The 19,293-nt window shown below is 40.0% G+C and carries 17 protein-coding genes; 10 read left to right on the forward strand and 7 right to left on the reverse strand.

Annotated features, from left to right (window positions below):
* Positions 1-13: 13 nt before the first annotated feature.
* From hppD to P3J6_RS03890, 4 genes are all read left to right on the forward strand, one after another.
* The gene (gene hppD / locus P3J6_RS03875; RefSeq protein WP_076918939.1) at positions 14-1,060 is read left to right on the forward strand and encodes a 4-hydroxyphenylpyruvate dioxygenase; all 1,047 of its coding nucleotides are present in this window, start codon (positions 14-16) and stop codon (positions 1,058-1,060) included.
* A 211-nt stretch (positions 1,061-1,271) separates the two neighbouring features.
* Complete coding sequence (gene fahA, locus P3J6_RS03880) at positions 1,272-2,585, forward strand: fumarylacetoacetase (RefSeq protein ID WP_198522268.1); 1,314 nt, start codon at positions 1,272-1,274, stop codon at positions 2,583-2,585.
* 143 nt (positions 2,586-2,728) lie between these two features.
* Positions 2,729-3,892, forward strand: coding sequence for a M23 family metallopeptidase (locus P3J6_RS03885; RefSeq protein WP_198522269.1), 1,164 nt, complete (start codon positions 2,729-2,731; stop codon positions 3,890-3,892).
* On the forward strand, positions 3,882-4,364 hold the full coding sequence (locus P3J6_RS03890) for a bactofilin family protein (protein ID WP_198522270.1): 483 nt from the start codon (positions 3,882-3,884) through the stop codon (positions 4,362-4,364). Before P3J6_RS03885 ends, P3J6_RS03890 begins: the two co-directional genes overlap by 11 nt.
* An 83-nt stretch (positions 4,365-4,447) precedes the next feature.
* On the opposite strand, the gene P3J6_RS03895 is transcribed toward P3J6_RS03890, so the two are convergent.
* Complete coding sequence (locus P3J6_RS03895; RefSeq protein WP_198522271.1) at positions 4,448-4,921, reverse strand: hotdog fold domain-containing protein; 474 nt, start codon at positions 4,919-4,921, stop codon at positions 4,448-4,450.
* 184 nt (positions 4,922-5,105) lie between these two features.
* Here P3J6_RS03895 and P3J6_RS03900 point away from each other — a divergent pair, with 184 nt between their 5' ends.
* From P3J6_RS03900 to P3J6_RS03910, 3 genes are all read left to right on the forward strand, one after another.
* Complete coding sequence (locus P3J6_RS03900) at positions 5,106-6,281, forward strand: multidrug effflux MFS transporter (RefSeq protein WP_198522272.1); 1,176 nt, start codon at positions 5,106-5,108, stop codon at positions 6,279-6,281.
* A gap of 149 nt (positions 6,282-6,430) precedes the next feature.
* Complete coding sequence (locus P3J6_RS03905) at positions 6,431-7,063, forward strand: LysE family translocator (RefSeq protein ID WP_198522273.1); 633 nt, start codon at positions 6,431-6,433, stop codon at positions 7,061-7,063.
* Positions 7,064-7,078: 15 nt separating this feature from the next.
* Positions 7,079-7,543 carry a methylglyoxal synthase gene (locus P3J6_RS03910; RefSeq protein ID WP_138609705.1) on the forward strand — a complete coding sequence of 155 codons (465 nt, stop codon included), beginning with the start codon at positions 7,079-7,081 and terminating at the stop codon, positions 7,541-7,543.
* 4 nt (positions 7,544-7,547) lie between these two features.
* On the opposite strand, the gene yegD is transcribed toward P3J6_RS03910, so the two are convergent.
* The 6 genes from yegD to P3J6_RS03940 all read right to left on the reverse strand — a co-directional run bounded on the left by yegD (position 7,548) and on the right by P3J6_RS03940 (position 14,517).
* Entirely contained in the window at positions 7,548-8,912 is a 1,365-nt protein-coding gene (gene yegD, locus P3J6_RS03915) for a molecular chaperone (RefSeq protein WP_198522274.1), read from the reverse strand.
* A gap of 79 nt (positions 8,913-8,991) precedes the next feature.
* The gene (locus P3J6_RS03920) at positions 8,992-9,828 is read right to left on the reverse strand and encodes a DNA ligase (protein WP_198522275.1); all 837 of its coding nucleotides are present in this window, start codon (positions 9,826-9,828) and stop codon (positions 8,992-8,994) included.
* A 34-nt stretch (positions 9,829-9,862) separates the two neighbouring features.
* Positions 9,863-10,519: an HAD family hydrolase gene (locus P3J6_RS03925; RefSeq protein ID WP_198522276.1), complete on the reverse strand. Its 657-nt coding sequence runs from the start codon at positions 10,517-10,519 to the stop codon at positions 9,863-9,865.
* 73 nt (positions 10,520-10,592) lie between these two features.
* Positions 10,593-10,892, reverse strand: a complete 300-nt coding sequence (locus P3J6_RS03930) for a hypothetical protein (RefSeq protein ID WP_008109576.1) — start codon at positions 10,890-10,892, stop codon at positions 10,593-10,595.
* A 115-nt stretch (positions 10,893-11,007) separates the two neighbouring features.
* Positions 11,008-13,296 (reverse strand): TonB-dependent receptor, encoded by a 2,289-nt coding sequence (locus P3J6_RS03935; protein ID WP_198522277.1) that lies wholly within the window; start codon positions 13,294-13,296, stop codon positions 11,008-11,010.
* A 348-nt stretch (positions 13,297-13,644) separates the two neighbouring features.
* On the reverse strand, positions 13,645-14,517 hold the full coding sequence (locus P3J6_RS03940; RefSeq protein WP_054202098.1) for a mechanosensitive ion channel family protein: 873 nt from the start codon (positions 14,515-14,517) through the stop codon (positions 13,645-13,647).
* A gap of 289 nt (positions 14,518-14,806) precedes the next feature.
* Between P3J6_RS03940 and P3J6_RS03945 the strand changes: the two genes are divergently transcribed.
* From P3J6_RS03945 to P3J6_RS03955, 3 genes are all read left to right on the forward strand, one after another.
* Positions 14,807-16,942 carry a M3 family metallopeptidase gene (locus P3J6_RS03945; protein ID WP_055011698.1) on the forward strand — a complete coding sequence of 712 codons (2,136 nt, stop codon included), beginning with the start codon at positions 14,807-14,809 and terminating at the stop codon, positions 16,940-16,942.
* A gap of 109 nt (positions 16,943-17,051) precedes the next feature.
* The gene (locus P3J6_RS03950) at positions 17,052-17,897 is read left to right on the forward strand and encodes a carboxylate/amino acid/amine transporter (RefSeq protein ID WP_178955493.1); all 846 of its coding nucleotides are present in this window, start codon (positions 17,052-17,054) and stop codon (positions 17,895-17,897) included.
* Between the two features lie 69 nt (positions 17,898-17,966).
* Positions 17,967-19,292 (forward strand): glycerophosphodiester phosphodiesterase family protein, encoded by a 1,326-nt coding sequence (locus P3J6_RS03955; RefSeq protein ID WP_198522278.1) that lies wholly within the window; start codon positions 17,967-17,969, stop codon positions 19,290-19,292.
* Position 19,293: the final 1 nt, after the last annotated feature.

The following is a 19,293-nucleotide window of genomic DNA, read 5'->3' on the forward strand; positions in this document are numbered from 1 at the left end:
GGGAGTAATTATAATGAGTGAAGTAAATAATCCTTTAGGTTTGGTTGGTATTGAGTTTACTGAATACGCAACACCCGATGCCGATTACATGGACAAAGTGTTTACCGATTTTGGTTTTTCAAAATTAAAAAAATTCAAAGGTAAAGACATTGTTTATTACAACCAAAACGATATTCATTTTTTACTAAATAATGAACGCGACGGCTTTTCAGCTGAGTTTGCTAAAAACCACGGCCCAGCAATTTGTTCTATGGGCTGGCGTGTAGAGAACGCTCAAGCAGCGTTTGAAGCAGCGGTTGAGCGCGGCGCTAAGCCAGCTACTGATGCAGCTAATAAAGACTTACCGTACCCTGCTATTTACGGCATTGGCGATAGCTTAATTTACTTTATTGAACAATTTGGAGATAAAGGCTCTATTTACGATAATGATTTCGAAGATCTGAGCGAGCCAAACAAAGTAGAGAGTAAAGGCTTCTTACGTATCGACCACCTAACCAACAACGTATATAAAGGTACTATGGAAACATGGGCTAACTTTTACAAAGACGTGTTTGGTTTTACCGAAGTGCGTTACTTTGATATTAAGGGCCAAAAAACAGCCCTGCTTTCATATGCATTAAAATCACCATGTGGCACCTTCTCTATTCCAATCAATGAAGGTAAAGGCAACGACAATAACCAAATTGATGAATACCTAGGTGAATACAATGGCCCAGGTGTGCAGCATTTAGCGTTCTTAACTGACGACTTAGTAAGCTCACTAGATAAACTTGATAAATCGACTATCGCTACTTTAGATATTATTCCAGAGTACTACGATACTATTTTTGACCGTGTTCCATGGGTTAAAGAAGACAAAGAAAAAATCCGTGAACATCAAATCCTTGTTGATAGCCAAAGCGAAGATTGCTATTTACTGCAAATTTTCTCTAAAAACTTATTTGGTCCTATCTTCATTGAAATGATTCAACGAGTTGATGATGGCGGCTTTGGTGAAGGTAACTTCCAAGCGCTATTCGAATCAATCGAGCGAGATCAAGAACGCCGCGGCGTTTTATAAGCAAATAAAGTAACTTTAAAAAGCAGCGTATTTCGCTGCTTTTTGTCGTTTAATCGTAATTGAGAGGTAAAACTATCTCTCTGTGTGTTTAAATCGCGCTTTTCATCACCATATAGCTAAGTAATAGATGAAATTAACGGGTGCTATATTCTTATTTAATAAATTGATATTTATACTGATAAGCGCGACCAACTAAACCAAAGGAAATGTAATGAGTTTAATTAACGAAACCCATGATATAAATTTAACTAGCTGGGTAGCATCAGCAAATGATGCACAATGTGACTTCCCTATTCAAAACCTACCTTTTGCAGAAGTACGTCGCAAAAATAGCAATGAAGCTTTTCGTGGTGCTGTTGCCATTGGCGATCAGGTTATTGATTTAGCAAAAGTAAATGAACTCGGTATTTTTTCAGGTGACGCCCAAACAGCCGTTGCATCTGCAAGTAACCCGACTTTGAACGAGTTTATGGGATTAGGTGAGCAATATTGGTCAGCGCTTCGTTTAGCACTGTCTAAAGCATTACGTGAAGGCTCTGCTCATCAAGATCAACTAGCACAAGCGCTTATATCACAAACCGAAATTGAATTTGCTCTACCGTGTCGCATTGGCGATTACACTGACTTTTATACATCAATTTATCATGCGACTGCCGTAGGAAGTTTATTCCGTCCCGATAACCCCTTACTACCAAACTACAAATGGGTGCCGATTGGTTATCATGGTCGCTCATCGTCTATTGGCGTGTCTGGACAGCAGTTTCATCGCCCTAAAGGACAAACTAAAGCGCCTGATGCAGAAGTTCCTTCATTTGGCCCATGTAAACGCCTTGACTACGAACTGGAACTAGGTATTTATCTAGGTAAGGGTAATGAGCTTGGCGATGCTATTGCAATTGAAAATGCTGAAAAGCATGTATTCGGCTTTTGTGTTTTCAACGATTGGTCAGCACGTGACTTACAAGCATGGGAATACCAACCACTGGGTCCATTCTTAGCTAAAAACTTCGCATCAACCGTGTCTCCGTGGATTGTAACCACCGAAGCACTTGCACCATACAGAACAAGTTGGACGCGTGATGAAAGCGATCCGCAGCCACTAGAGTACTTAGAATCAACGGCTAACCGTGATCAAGGCGCATTTGATATTCAAATGGATGTTAAAATTCAAACGCAAAAAATGCGTGATGAAGGCTACAACCCAACTCAAGTGTCTAAGTCTAGCTTTAAGCACTCATACTGGACTGTAGCGCAAATGGTAACTCACCATACCGTAAACGGTTGTAACTTTATGCCAGGCGATATGCTGGGCTCTGGCACGCAATCAGGACCTACTCACGAAGAAGCGGGTTCATTACTTGAGCTTTCTCGTGGTGGCAAAGAAAAAATAACTTTAAGCAACGGCGAACAGCGTAGCTTCTTGGAAGACGGCGACAACGTTATAATGCGTGGCTGGTGTGAAAAAGAAGGCTTTGCACGAATTGGCTTTGGCTCAGTGGAGAGCACCATACTACCAGCAAAATAATACATAAAATCAATAAACTAATAAGAAAGGGTTGCTGAATAAGCCGCCCTTTTTTATTAATTAAGCCGAAGTTACAATTTTTTTCTGGCTTTTTTAGTTCAAATTGCTATCTTAAATCCGTTAATAGCCAGTGTATATGTAACATGCCTGTATTTATAAAATCTTTCTTTCATAAGCATTTTCCAGCTCGTCAGCTGCTTATTCGCCAAAATGGTGAAGTAAAGCATGTTGTTTTGGCGCCTTGGTTACAGGTTTCTGTGCTTGCTATTATTTTCATTGCTATTGCATGGATCAGTATTTCGAGTATCCGTGTTTACATGCAAACACACCAAATTTCTCATATCGAGCAAACTCAGCTTGATAAGCAAGTACAATGGCAACAAAAAGTAAAGCAACAGCAACAACGCTACGCATTGCAACAAGAGCAGTTAGCTGAACTAGAACAAAAACAAGCTTTATTACAAGGTATGATTGAATCACTCCCAGCTTCTATAAGTAAAGATGCAATAAAATTAGAGGGTGAGCTTGAATCTTCTCCTATTAATGAGAACGAAAGCGAATTTCATGAGCCGCTCGAAGAAGATAAAACACAAAATAAGCATGCACAAAACAGTTTAACCAGTTTTGAGCAGCGCTATATCATGCTAAATCTGCAGTACGATACTAATTTCACGTTATTGGCTGCGCAGATTAATCAACGGCACAATGCGATTATAGAAATGCTTCAAGGCACGGTTCTTGAGAACGTACTGGCGCAACATCTAACATTAAGCACACAAACAACGGCGCAAGGTGGCCCGCTAGATATACTCGATGAAAGTAAAATACCAAGTACTTTTCTTGCTATTGCCGATAAGCTATTGCTGTTAAACCAGCTTGAGAGCTTTTTAACGGCATTGCCAAACACTCTGCCTTTGCCTGCTGCTAAGTATTACATTTCTAGTAATTTTGGGCTTAGAAAAGACCCAATGAATAAAAGACGCGCTTTTCATAAAGGTATTGATTTAGCTGGGTGGCATAAAACAGAAATTTTTGCCCCTGCCGATGGCATTGTTCTTCGTGCAGGGCGTAATGGCGGTTATGGTAACTTTATCGAATTAGAGCATAAAAACGGTATTGTGACTCGCTTTGGTCACTTAAACAAAATTAAAGTAAAAAAAGGCCAGGTTGTTGCAAAGCACGATATAATTGGTTTAATGGGCAGTACCGGAAGAAGTACAAGTACTCATTTACACTATGAAGTATTAATAGACGACAGGCATGTCAATCCACTAAAAATTACAAAGGCGCTTTCTCGTGTTTGGTAAAAATAAACAAGAAAAAATAGACTCATCAATTAAGCGTGTGAGTCATACCCCCTCAATCATCTCTAACGATGTGCGCATTACAGGCTCTTTAGTAAGCCAGGGTGAAGTACAGCTTGACGGACGTATAGATGGTGATATAAAAGCTGAACATTTAGTAATAGGCACCTCTGGTGTTGTTGAAGGTGTTGTTGAGGCGAGCAGTGTTATTGTTAAAGGTAAAATTATAGGCTCTTTAAATGCAAGTGAAGTAAAAATTGAAAATAATGCCCATGTACTTGGCGATATTTTTCACGACACCCTAAGCATAGAGGCCGGTGCAACTATTGAAGGTAGTTTAAAACAGCGCTTTGAAAAAGAAGTGATTGAACATGCTAAAGATAAACCGAAACCTGTTAATAATGTAAAAGCCATTGTTGATAATGAGGACAATGGGCTTTCGTTTGTAAATAAACAACCTGCTGCTAAAAGCTAACTACAACAGTTTAAAATGGTTTAGCTCACCTATTCAGCTAAACCATAATCACCTCTGAAGAATCTCTTTAAAGGCTTATACATTCATCTCTTCTGCGTTATGTACATAGTTATATCTGCGGTAAACACTAGTTCGTTTCGCGTATTGTAAAGCTTTACCGGTACGACTAAATCTTCTTTATCAATCCATTGATGAGGCAGGTCAATCTCAGCGATAGCAGTAACGTCTGTGTCTACCTTAGCCAAGTACTGTACTGTCATTCCCTTAGGGATCCAACGGTGGGTTTTATAAGGTACTGTTGCATCAACCATCACCCCCGCACACAGCTCAGCCAAATTACATTGTGCGATAGCGTGAATAGTGCCAATGTGATTGTGTACACGGCGTGTGTTTTTAACCACAGCACTACAGTGCCCTGCTTTTAAATCTAAAATAGTAGGTTTCATAGAGCCAAAGTAAGGCGCTTTTAAACACACAGCTTTGCTAAACAGCCAGTTACCAAACGGCAGATTTTTAAATTTATGCCACGTTTTTATTAATGCAGACTCATTACTCATTATTGTTTTTCCATTGTCTTAACTTAAAAAGCAAATTAACACATCGGATCAGTTTAAAGAAGTGTGATACTTACACAAAAATAATCATAATAAAGTTAAAAGTAGGTAACATGTCTGATGCTTCGGTCATAAGCCCTTTCTTTTTCATCAGTCGCCACTTAAAATACCGACAAAAGGAGACCTGATGCAAACACAGCCCGCTAAACCAAACTTAATTCTATTACTGATCTTAGCGTTACTCGTCATTTTTTGTCCTATGGGCATTGATATTTATTTACCTGCCTTTCCTACTATTGCAGAGCAATTTTCAGTGAGCGAAAAACAAGTACAGCAAACGGTGGCTATTTTTATGCTTACTGTTGGCTTGGGGCAATTAATTGCAGGCCCTCTTGCTGATCGTTTTGGACGTAAGCCGGTAGCCTTAACCGGTGTAACTTTATATGGACTGGCGGCATTAGGCGCATACTATGCTCCTAGCTTTTTAATACTGATGTTTGCTCGTGCAATTCAAGGGTTAGGCGCATGCGCCACCTTTGTTGTTGCTTTCGCAATAGTAAGAGATAAGTTTGGTAGTGAACGCAGTGGCCAAATAATTACCTACCTAAACGGGATCGTGTGCTTTATTCCTGCTTTAGCCCCCATTTTAGGTGCTTGGTTAACCGTGCAGTTTGGTTGGCAAATGAACTTTCTATTTTTAACTGGTTTTGCACTATTGGGATTTATTGTCACCTTATTTCTATTTAGAGAAACCAGGCCAGCAGACAGCTATTACCAAGGGCATATCTTAGATTTAAGGCGCTTTATCCCTATTATTTCAACTCCGTTATTTTTATTTAATAGCTTGTTATGTATGGTCACTATGTCAGCTATATTAGTATTTGTAACACTGGCTCCTGGTTGGCTTATTACTGAGTTAGGTGGCAGCGTAGCCGACTTTACATTTTGGTTCTCGCTCAATGCAGTGCTTAGTATTCTTGCTAGCTTTATTATGCCTATTTACATTAAACGCCAACCAAAAAGAGCTCTAAAAGCAGGTCTTGTGTTGTTAGTGAGTGCAGGCTTACTGATGCTAGTATTAAGCCAATATAAAACCCCATTAGCATTAATGATCCCTATGTTTATTGCAGCCTTTGGTTTTGCTTTGACACTTGGCTCTGCTGCTGGGCGTGCTTTGAGTTTATTCCCTAAACAAGCTGGCACCGCCTCAGCTCTTTTGGGAGCGATGCAAATGAGTGGAGCAAGTTTATTGGTATTTATTACTCAATATTTAAATTTATCAACACCCGAGCTTATAGGCACACACTTTTTATTATTAATTCCCTTTTCTTACTTACTGTTTCGTTATACTAAATATGCCTAATAAAATACGTTTGCTGAGCCTGTGAATAGTAATCACCACGGCAATTAGCACTGTAGTTAAAACTCTTTACCAAGCGGGCAATATGCCCGCTTTTTATTTTTCTATATGCTTGATAACATTAACTACCAACCTCTTTTGAATCAAGTGCAATGATCAATCCTGACTTTTTACTCTCATTTTTACTCGCCAGCTTCTTAATGGCCGTTGCGCCTGGACCATCAAACGCGTTTTTAATGGCACAAACATTTGCTAATGGACGAAAAGCAGGTATGCAAAGTGCTTTTGGCTTTGCGTTAGGTGGCGTAGTACATACATTTTTTGCGGTTGTCGGTTTAAGCGCTATTTTAAAAGCCTCTGAAACAGCGTATGCCAGCGTACAGTATGCAGGTGCAGCCTATTTATGTTATTTAGGGTTTATGATGCTTAAAGGCACCTTTGAGCCCCCCATTTGCGAGCAAGACGATAAGCCTCATGTTACAACTAGTAAAAACAAAAACGTGATGTTTCAAGCGATGATGACCGAAGTACTCAACCCTAAGGTAGCTTTGTTTTTTATTGCTTTTATCCCACAATTTGTAGACCCTAGCTTGTCATCTGCAACTTTTCAGCTGGCTTTTTTTGGCCTGCTTTATCCAATCTTTGCTTTTCCTATCGACTGCACGTATATTTATTTCGGCGATAAAATAGCCCAGTTTTTTAGAAACCACCCAAATAGCCAGCTCTGGATAGATAGGTTCACAGGCATTGTATTTATTGCATTGGCTATCAATTTATTACTCTAACTAATAAGAATCAGCATGGACCAAAAAATACAATCTCTTCCAGCTAAGAAAAACATAGCCCTTGTTGCACATGATGGAAAAAAAGCCGCGTTAAAATTATGGTGTGAAAAACACACTCCAATGCTAAGTAAACATAAGCTATACGGCACTGGTACAACCGGACATTTAATAGAAAAAACCACCGGTTTGAATGTCGTACAATTACTCAGTGGACCTATGGGGGGTGATCAGCAGCTTGGTGCTAAAATAGCGGAACATGAAATTCATGTATTAATCTTTTTTTGGGATCCTCTGGCATCTCAGCCGCACGACCCCGATGTAAAAGCATTGCTTCGTTTAGCCGCGGTGTGGAACATTCCTGTTGCTTGTAATGAAGTAAGCGCTGATATGTTACTAAGTTCTCCCCTTATGGACAGCGAATTTGAGCGTTCTTTGCCAGATTACGAAAAGTACCTCGCAACCCGACAAATCTCTTTATAACAGCTTATTTATAAAGCATACTCGCCCATTTAGTCAGACCAGCGGTGACACTGCCAAAGTGATCACCGTTAACCATTTTAATGTCGCCTAAGTGGGTTTTTAAAGCCGCTTTGATCAGTGGTGATTGCGCACTACCACCCGTTAAATAAATTACATCTGGGGTAGTGTTTGCATCTGCAATGGCCTGTTTTGCTAATGTCACTATTTGGCTAATACTATCGTCAACGGCTAATGCTAATTCATTAATAGAAATATCTTTATCAAGTGATGAATCTAGAAATGTTAAATCACAATTAAAGTTTTCAGACGAGCTCAATGCAATTTTTGCCGCTTCAGCTTGTTGAACTAATTGATGTCCTTGTTTATTTTGCTGTAAATGTATTAGCCGTTTATATAAATCGGGCGCACTCACATCGCGTAGCTGTGCACTCAGTTCACGATAATGCTGAGCACTATAAAACTGACTTTGTAAATTCACATCGTTAATTTTACATGCTTGCCAAAATGCCTGGTTAGGTAATGGTAAACCCGATTTAAAAGTACTGCCTAAGCCAAGTAACGGCATCAAACCATGGTAGCTCAGAGCAATATCTAAATCATTACCGCCTACTCGCTTTCCGCTATGTGCCAAAAAGTCTGCGTCTCGTTGTTGTTTATTCCTAAAACTTGGCCCCATTTGTACAAATGAACAGTCACTTGTACCACCACCAATATCTATTACTAGCACTTTTTGGTCTTGCGTTAAATCACTTTCATAATCGATCCCCGCGGCAAGTGGCTCATATAAAAACTCAACATCTTTAAAGCCGGCTCGGTTTGCTGCGCGTGTTAAAATACCCACGGCTTGTTGGTTTGACTGCTCACCACCAACCGCTTGAAAATTCACTGGGCGACCAATAACAGTTTGGCTCAGCGTATACCCTAACGATAATTCAGCACGTTGTTTTATTTTTAAAATCATTGCTGTGGCAATATCTTCAAAAAAATTAATTTGTCCTTGCTTTAAACCAGTAGCGCCAAAAAATGATTTAGGGGATTTTACAAAATAACCTTCCTCAGGAAATTGCACATATTCACTAATCGCCTCACGGCCGATAAATAGAGTCTCATCGCCGGCTTGTAGATCTAGGTCTGATTTAATTCGCGGGAGTGTATTAAGCAAGGGTTGGCGCGCGGTTTTATAGCCATGCTCATGCTCTGAGCCGTTTAAATGCTGCGCTACAAAATCAACGACTAAAGCACTATGATGTGTGTATAGAGTTGATGGAAGATAATGTTTGCCTTGCTCTAAAGGAATGAGCTGAACACGCTCTTCGTTTAAAACACCCATAGCACAATTAGAACTACCATAATCAAAACCAACAAACATAGATCACCAAACATCACTAAAAAGGCCGCGCAATTTAGCATAATTGCTAAAAAATATATACTGAATTGGCCTACACTCTTTATTTTTCGGGTCTTTCCCGTAAGAAGCTGGCAAAACGCGGCAAGCCATTTTTAGTGTACCCGTGGTACCGATAAGTAATTGTTGAGCCTATAGCTGGCGGATACTTTCGCTCTTTATCACTAAAACCCGTGCCAATAGAAAATATCAGCCCCTGTTTTGTCTGTACTTTCAATGCGCCAAGCATTCCTGTGTATTTACCTTTACCCGGTAAATGTTCAATTACTAACGCTTCGGCATCTAAATATGGCTTGAGTTTTAACAATGCACTAGAGCGACCAGTTGTATGCTTAGCCTCTGCTAAATGAAGCATAACGCCCTCGCCGCCTTGTTTAGTAACCTGATTAAAATAATCACTGAGTTGCTGGTTGTCGCTAAATTGATATTGCTTAACCGCTTTAATATGGGGGCTATTTAGCTTAGTAATGAGTGACAGATAATTTTGATAACGACGGTGAAAAGGCGTACCGGCATCTGGCATATCAAATACCTGATAAGTAATACTTTGCCACTGCAAATCGTTGGGTATTTTTGTTCTGACAATACCACTGAGTACAGAAAATTGACCCCGCTTGGTCCATAACTCACCATCTAGCCAAACGTCTGGCAGAGGAGCGGTAAACCACTTAGGCGGGTTTATGGAGTTGCCTTGACGGGTTACAAACTGCTTTCCCGTCCAGATTGCTCTTACTCCGTCATACTTTTCACTCACCAAATATTGACGAATATCTTCATGCTTAGTTTCATCGTAAACATTAGCAAGTTGCACTGGAGGCAATTGCGCCAATAAGCCCGAACTAATGAGGGTTAAAAAAGTAAACAGCGTTGCTTTAATCATTGCTGCATCCTTGCAAATTTAAATATGGCTTAAACTATAGTTGAGATTGAAGCCAGTGCCAAAATTCTTCAAAGCTTTGCATTTGCTGTGTTGCTTTACTAAAGTCGTGCTCCTGTGTATGTTTATTAACGATAGCTATCACAGCTAAAGCAGCATTATTCGCTGCGGTTACACCGGTGAAAGTATCTTCAACGGCAATCGCATTTTGTGCAGCAACCTGCATATTTTTAAGTGCTAATAAGTAGGGATCACCGGCAGGCTTTGGATTAATTACATCATCTTTAGTAACAACGGTATCGAATAAATTATAAAACCCTAATCCTTTTAGTATTGGCTCAGCTTCATGCCTTGCGCTGCCTGTTACTAACGCCATTTTTAAACCTTGCTCTTTAACCGCTAACAGAACATTTTCAGCATAAGGCATTAAAGGCGGTAAATTGATTTTAACGTACTCACTAAATAAGCGATATTTTTCATCCGCTAAATAGCGGCTACTTACAGACAAGTTATGAACTTGTTTTATTTCCTTTGCAGCGTCAATAGTGGGACGTCCCGAAAAGCGCCTACAAAAATCATCTTCTTTATAACACACACCAAAAGGCGCAAGTAATTGGCTCCAGCAGTTATAGTGCACACTTTCCGAGTCAACCAAAGTGCCATCCATATCAAATAATACCGCTTCAATTGACATTCTTTTCTCCTAGTTATTTAACCTAAACTTTAGGTAATAAAAAAGGTGCCTAGGCACCTTTTAATAATTTGTGTTACTCAGCCAAACCTGCTGGCGGCTCAGCATAAGCGTCTTCGCCGGTATCTACATCAACTAACTCATAACCTCGGGCTTTGCGCATTACTTTAAGTATCGGCTTTTCGAAGGCGGTTTTTAAGCGCTCAGCATCATCTTTTAACGCATCTAATGTGGTTCCAAATGGTGCTGCACCAGTTTCTGACCAGTTAGTTACTTTACCATTTAGATTATATTCCACTTCGTGTATTTGATATTGCGCCGCTTCATCTTTGGTTGCTTCACAATAAATTACACGGTAATTCCAAAATCCAGCCATTACTTTTTCTCTTTAATAAACATATGGGCGCTACTTTAGCAGCTCTACAAAAATAAAAAAGCCTGCACTAGGCAGGCTTTTATCAATAATTACAATTTAACGTTAAATTTATCGATTAGAAAAAGTTAACTTTAAACTCAGCGCCAATGTAACGCTCTTCATTAACCATGGCTGTATTGTTGTTGAAATCAACACCACCAATCGTCTGCTGCTCGTCAAACATGTTACGCACAAATGCTGATACTTCATATTCGTAATCGCCTTGCGCCCATGCATAGCCTGCACGTAAACCTACTTCTGTCAGTGGCTTACCCTCAAACTCAACTGATTCATATAAGAAAAAGTCAATCTCACTGCGGTACGACACATCAGCGTAAGCAAAGAAATCACCTTCAGCGAGTTCTTTAGTGTAACGAAGTGTGATGTTAGAGATCCACTCTGGTGCATGCGGTAAGCTATTGCCATCTAAAATAGCACGATCTTCAGGACCAAATGCACCTGGTACTTGGAACGTAGGATCAGTAACAGTACACTGTGCACACACTGCAACGGCTAAATCTTTATCATTAAGCTCAGTTTTGTTGTAGCTTAAGTTGAAGGTTGCATTTAATTCGTCAGTTAACACCCACTCAGAATCAATTTCGAAACCATAGCCGGTTGTTTTATCAGCATTTAATAGACGGTTAAAGTTAGCACCACCACCCACTGCCGTTAGCTGCTGGTCATCCATAGTGTAATAAAATACTGTTGCATTTACACGGCCTTGGCCATCTAACACATCAGATTTAATACCTGTTTCAAACGAGGTAACAGTTTCTGAATCAGCAACGGTTACTTCATCACCAAATAAGATACGACCTTGAAGACTTGGTGCGCGGAAACTGTTAGCAATACGGCCATACCAGTTTACGTCATCGTTGATTTTGTAGTTAGCTGATAAATCCCAGCTTACGTGATCATCGCTAACATTTTTTTCGATATAAGTCGCTGCACCACCAATTGGGCTAAGCGTGCGGTTAGCTGAGAATTCTTTCTCATCATCTGAATAACGAAGACCCGCGGTTACTTTTAAATCATCAGTAATAGTGTAATCAACTGAGCCGAATACAGCCCATGCTTTAGTGTCTTGCTGCTGACTAACAAAACCGTTTAATACGCCATTATTGGCTGTATCATAGCTAAAGTTTTCAATTGTTAATGCTTCGTCGAAGTAAAAAACACCCACTTGGTAATTTACGTCACCAGCAAAGTTGCTTGATAAGCGAAGTTCTTGCGTGTATTGGTCTTGGTCTGGAATACCATCAGCACTTTCTGAAGAGAAAGGAATAAAACCGGGGCCCATTGCAACTGGAACATCATTGATGGAGAACCCACCGTAGCCACCATCGATGTCAGCACGAGAGTAAATTTCTGCACTTTCCCAACCAGAGATTGACGTTACTGTATGGTTAGCTAAGTCCCACTCAAGCTTAAGGCTTGCACCTTGCGATTCCACTTGCTGCGTCGCACGAGATGCGGCATCATGATACACCACGTCATTTTCAAAACCATCAACTAAATCGTTAGTACCAGGTTTGATAGTGTTAGCACGAAAGGCAATTGGAGAGCCATCTAAATCACGAACATGGTAATTAAATAATCCAGTGAAATCGTCACCTTCATATAAAAATTGAATACGGGCTGCTTGTTCAGTGTAACCACCTAAGGCATCTTTTTGCTCAAAACCTGGTGCACGATTATCAATGTAATCGTCTTTATCTTGCCAAAGTACTGAAACACGTGTTGATAAACGATCTGTTAATGAACCACCAACAGCGCCTTCAAAGTCAACAGCACCACGACTACCGTAAGATACAGAGCCATAGCCTTCAAATTCTTGACTTGGTTTTACGGTATCAAATTTAACTAGGCCAGCCGGTGTATTACGACCAAATAATGTACCTTGAGGACCACGAAGCACTTCAACACGTGCTACGTCAAATACAGGGAAACCTTTTAAGATTGCGTTTTCTTGTACAATTTCATCAACCACAAGCGACACTGGTTGCGAAGCATTCAAATCGAAATCCGTGTTACCAAGGCCACGTACATAAAAGCGTGGGAATGAACGGCCAAATGAAGATTCAATAGATAAACTTGGGATTTTCGCATTCATAAAACGAATATCCATACCAGCTGAGCTGTAAGCATCTAAGCTATCGCCTTGCAGGGCTGAAACAGCAACAGGTACTTCTTGGGCGTTCTCTACTCGTTTACGAGCAGTAACTTGAATAACTTCTAGTTGGTTCTTCTTAGCAGTAGTTTCTTGCTCAGCAGCTACGGCTGAAATTGACGTACCTGCTACGGCAGAGAACAACGTTGCATTGATAAGGGTTGCTAACGTAGATCTTTTCATTGCTTTCATGTCGGGGTTAACCTTTTTAGTGCACTCTTGTTCAACGATTGATGTGTTGCGCAATTAAATAATTACGGATTCAGTCAATTTTTCGCGACTTGCTCTATGCGGCGCGGACCTTATTACCGAGAGTACAAAAACGGCATAAATAAGGCTGACTGAATGCGCAAGATTATATCATGGTGTAATTTATTTACTGCATACTGAACACTAAAAATTAAACTTATTTTTAACACTTAACCGCACTATCCCGACATTTAGTGTACTTTTAGCAACTAAACAACCAAAAAGCGGACATATGTCCTTACATTGAGTTGTTAAAAAATATAGCAAAATAACGCGACACTTTTTTAAATACTACTTTTTCACTAATGAGCGTTTAAGAACAATTTCACCATCAATATGAAGATCTCGCTGCGGGAATGCAATAACCACATCGTGTTGTTCAAACACTTCATAAATACTAAAACGAATATCACTGCGGACTTGTCTTAATCGAGTTTCTGATTCAGCGCAGACCCAAAAAATAGCATTAAAAACTAACGAGCTATCTGCAAAATCATCAAACAATACGGTTGATTGAGGCGTTGCCAGTATTGCCTCATGCTCATCTAATACTTGCTGAATTAACTTTTTAACTAATAACACATCAGAGCCATAAGCTACGCCTACGCTCACAGATGAGCGCGCATTACCGTCAATAAGCGTCCAGTTGGTAACTGTGTTTTCTAATAACTGGCTATTGGGTATTAGCATATGAACACCGTCGTTCCTGCGAATACGAGTAGAGCGAGTATTAATGGTTTCAACCACCCCTTTTGCAGTGCCAACCTCTAAAAAGTCGCCAATACGGATTGGCCGCTCCCACATTAATATCCAGCCACTAATAAAGTTATTAATAATATTTTGTGCACCGAACCCCACACCGATGGCAATGGCACCCGATACAAAGGCAAATGCGGTTAGTGGAATGTTGAGCACCTCAAGGGAGGTAAAAAGTAAAATCGCAATACTTAAAATGAAATAAAAACGCGTGAATAAATGCACTGCATCTGGGCTCATTTTTCGTGCAAGTAATGACTTTTTAATTAACTTGCCAATCTGAGTCACCACAACCCACATAGTAAACAAAATTAGGGGTACTTGAATTACTTTTGCCACGGTAATGTGAATGTCGTTGTAGCTAAACAATACGAAGGCGAGAATGTGATTAATTTGTTCTAAATTCATTTATTTTCCATGTATAAGGTCGCACACAAACGATTATTTTTATGCGCTAATAATACCCCAAGTTTAGCATGCGGTTAGCTTAAATACGCAGCAACAAACTTAAAGTTAATTGCATAATTGCTGTATTTTTCTACTTTTTTATTTACATACCGAGTTTTTATCACCTAATTTGCGTTTAAATCCCGCTTTAAATCGATAAACTTTGTTGTATATAAGTCAAAATTTGGTAAGTTAACTGGGTTTTCGACTCGAAAAGCCTATTTCGGCTACTATTTTTTATGGAGTTATTATGCGTAAAACACTGATCGCCACTACGATTGCTAGTGCACTTTTATTATCTGCCTGTTCTTCTGAAAGCACCCAAGAAACAAAACAACAAAGCACAGCACAAGTGCAAGATATCAACGCAAGCAATGTATTATTTAAACCAAGCCCATTGCAATACATGGCTCCTGAGTTTGATAAGTTTGGTACTACTGAATACGAAGCTGCATTTGATGCAGGTATTGCACAACATAATGCAGAAATTTTGGCAATTGCCAATAATCCAGAACCAGCTACTTTTGAAAATACCTTGGTAGAAATGGAACTTGCAGGTGAGCTATTAAACCGCGCATCAGCTGCTTTCTACAACTTATCAGGTCTTATTTCTAACGATGAGTACCAGCGCATTGATAAAAAAATGGCGCCTGTGTTCTCAGCACACTCTGATGACATTTATCTAAATGGTGCATTGTTCGAACGTGTACAAACAGTATACGACAACAAAGATAAGTTAAGCGCTGAAGATCAACGTCTTGTTGATTTTTACTACAAACAATTTGTTAAAGCGGGTGCTAAACTAAATGATGCTGAAAAAGCAAAAATGCGTGAAATTAACGCTGAGCTTGCAAAGTTATCAACAGAGTTTTCTCAAAACGTATTAAAATCGTTTAAAGAAGACGTTATTTTAGTAACAGATAAAAGCAAACTAGCTGGTTTATCTGAAGGTGAAATTGCAGGTCTTGCAGCAGCTGCTAAAAAAGCAGGCAAAGACGGCTACATGATCACCCTAGTGAACACCACACAACAGCCTATTTTATCTAGCCTTGAAAACCGTGAACTGCGTGAGCAGATTTTTAAAGCATCAACCAACCGTGCAGCTAAAACCAACGGCCCTATCATTATTAAAGAAACTAACCTACGCGCACAAAAAGCAGAACTCTTAGGCTTTAAAGATTGGGCTTCGTATGTAATGACTTCACGCATGGCTCAAACCACTGATAACGTGTACGGTATTTTAGATGACCTAGCGCCAAAAGCAGTTGAAAAAGCGCAAGCAGAAGCAAAAGCGATTCAAAAAGTAATTAACGATTCTGGTGAAAGTTTTGAACTAAAACCATGGGATTGGTCTTTCTATGCAGAAAAAGTGCGTGCTGAAAAATACGACCTAGATCCAGCCTTAGTTAAGCCTTACTTTGAAATGCAATCGGTTATTCATAACGGTTTATTCTTTGCAATGGAAAAACTTTACGGCATTACATTTAAAGAGCGTAAAGACCTACCGCTTTATCACGAAGACGTCATGGCGTTTGAAGTATTTAATGCTGATGGCAGCGCAATAGGCTTATTTTACATGGACCCATATGCACGTGAAGGTAAGCGTGGCGGTGCATGGATGAGTGCATACGTAAGCCAAAGCGGCTTAAAAGGCACAAAACCGGTTATTTATAACGCACAAAATATTCCAAAGCCAGCAGAAGGCGAGCCAACGCTAATGACGTTTGACGAAGTGTCGACTATGTTCCATGAGTTTGGTCATGCAGCACACGGTTTATTCTCTGACGTTAAATACCCAAGCCTAGCAGGTACTGCTACAGCGCGTGATTTTGTTGAATTTCCATCACAAGCACATGAAGACTGGATGATTGAGCCAAGTGTATTAGCTAACTACGCTAAGCATTACAAAACAGGTGAGCCAATTCCTCAAGCACTACTTGATAAAGTACTTGAGTCGCAAAAGTTCAACCAAGGTTTTGGTACCACTGAATATTTAGCTGCAGCATTACTGGATATGGAATGGCACTCATTTGGTTCTGATAAAAAAGTAACTGATGTACAACAGTTTGAAAGCGAAGCACTAAAGGCACACGGTATCGATTACTACCCTGTACCACCTCGTTACAAATCAAACTACTTTAGCCATACGTTTGCAGGTGGTTACTCAGCAGGTTACTACGCTTACCTATGGACTGAAGTATTTGCCGCTGATGCCTTTGCTCATATGGAAAACAACGGTGGCTTAACGCGCGAAAATGGCGATAAGTTCCGTAAAGAGATCCTATCAAAAGGTAACAGCCGTGACTTAATGCAAAGCTACATTGAGTTTAGAGGTCAAAAACCAACGACTGATGCATTGCTTAAGCGCCGTGGTTTAGTTGATTAATTAATATTTTTAAGCAACTGATACAAAAGCCCGCTTGCGGGCTTTTATTGTTTATAGAACAATATATAACAGATAAACTGACACCATTACTTAAAACAAGATGAGTGTTATGGGCTATTTATTTGCAGTTACCCTTCTTTGGGCGTTTTCGTTTAGTTTAATTGGTGTGTATTTAGCAGGCCAAGTTGATGCGTGGTTTAGTGTGCTAATTCGTGTGGCTTTAGCAGCGTTAGTATTTTTGCCTTTTTTAAAGAAAATCCCTACCCCACTTGCGTTTAAACTCATGCTGATAGGCGCACTGCAACTGGGGGTTATGTATGGCTTTTATTACCACTCATTTTTGTTTTTAAGTGTGCCAGAAGTGCTGTTATTTACTGTAATGACCCCGCTTTACATTACGCTTTTAAACGATGCGCTAAATAAACAGTTTAATCCGCAGTTTTTTATCGTCGCGTTTATTGCCGTGTTAGGGGCTATTACTATTCGTTATGAAAACTTAGACAGTAACTTTTTAGTCGGATTACTACTGGTTCAAGGCGCTAATATTAGTTTTGCTATCGGCCAAGTAACCTACAAACGATTAATGCTTAATAAACAACTCGATGATAAAACCGTATTTGGTTGGTTTTTTATTGGCGCACTAATTGTTGCAAGCGCCTGTTACGCCTTATTTGGTGATCTTAACAAATTACCAAGTACCTCAACTCAATGGGGCATACTGATTTATTTAGGCATTGTGGCCTCCGGTTTAGGCTACTTTATGTGGAATAAAGGCGCGACGCTTGTTAATGTTGGCGCGCTGGCGGTGATGAACAACTTGCTTATTCCTGCCGGTATAATTGTTAATGTGCTTATTTGGAATAGAGACGCAGACCTACTTAGATTAACTATTGGCGCGGGAGTGATGCTGTTTGCCTTGGTGGTAAACCAAATAATGGTTAAATCAGCAAATTAATCACTCTGTAGTGAAATTGTCATTAATAATTAGTAAGGTAGCGTCCACTTTTATTTTTAAGGACAAATAATGAAGCGCATACCTTTTCTAACAACTTTTTTATTATTAAGCTCACTCGCTGGCTGTGATGACGATGTAAAAATAGTCGAAAAAGAAGTGGTTGTTACCAACACTGACGTTGAAATTGTTGAAGTACCTACCCCGGTTATTGTTGAAGTGGCACAAGGCACCAATACGCAACTAGGTACTCGCCCCGACTACTTAATTGACGATATGGCTGACAGCGCACTAAAAACACAATTAGAATCGTGTAAAGAAGGCCCTTTTTATCGTACTGATTTTTCAATTGGTCACCGTGGTGCCCCCATGCAATACCCAGAGCACACAAAAGAGTCTTACATAGCGGCTGCTCGTATGGGCGCCGGTATTGTCGAATGCGATGTAACCTTTACAAATGATAAAGAGCTAGTATGCCGCCATTCTCAGTGCGACTTGCACACCACCACTAACATTTTAGCTATTCCAGAACTTGCGGCTAAATGCAGTGAGCCATTTACTCCAGCAAACTCTAACAGTGGCACGCCTGCTTCAGCTAAATGTTGTACCAGCGATATTAGCTTGGCAGAGTTTTTAACCCTTGAGGGTAAAATGGATGGCGCAAACACCACTGCCACCAATGTTAGCGATTACATGAAAGGTACACCAAGTTGGCGCACTGACTTATACGCCACCTCAGGTACACTCATGACCCACAAACAAAGTATTGCACTATTTAAACAGCTCGGAGTAAAAATGACCCCAGAGCTTAAATCACCTCAAGTGAGTATGCCCTTTAACGGTATGACCCAAACGCAATACGCACAAAAAATGCTAGATGAATACACGCAAATGGAGGTACCCGCTTCGCGTGTTTTTCCGCAATCATTTAATTTAGCTGACGTACAATATTGGATTAATACTAACCCTGAATTTGCAGCGCAAAGCGTTTATTTAGATGGCCGAGACAGCGATGCAGGGTTTGATCCTAACAACCCCGACACATGGCAACCTAGTATGGCTTCGCTTTTTAATGACGGTGTTAAAATTATTGCTCCACCCATTTGGATGCTATTAACCATAGATAATGAAAGTAATATAGTGCCATCACAGTACGCTATTGATGCTAAAGCCGCAGGCCTTAATATTATTGCATGGAGTCTTGAACGTTCAGGGCCGTTGAATAATGGAGGCGGATACTATTACCAGTCAATTAGTGATGTTATAGATAACGATGGTGACATGATGGCCGTGGTTGATGTACTTGCAAAAGAGGTTGGTGTAATCGGTATATTTTCTGATTGGCCAGCTACGGTTAGCTATTACGCCAGTTGCAATAAAATGCCTGCAAGTATTTAAA

Origin of the sequence: Pseudoalteromonas sp. 3J6, assembly GCF_903995135.1 — a bacterium.
Classification (GTDB): domain Bacteria; phylum Pseudomonadota; class Gammaproteobacteria; order Enterobacterales; family Alteromonadaceae; genus Pseudoalteromonas.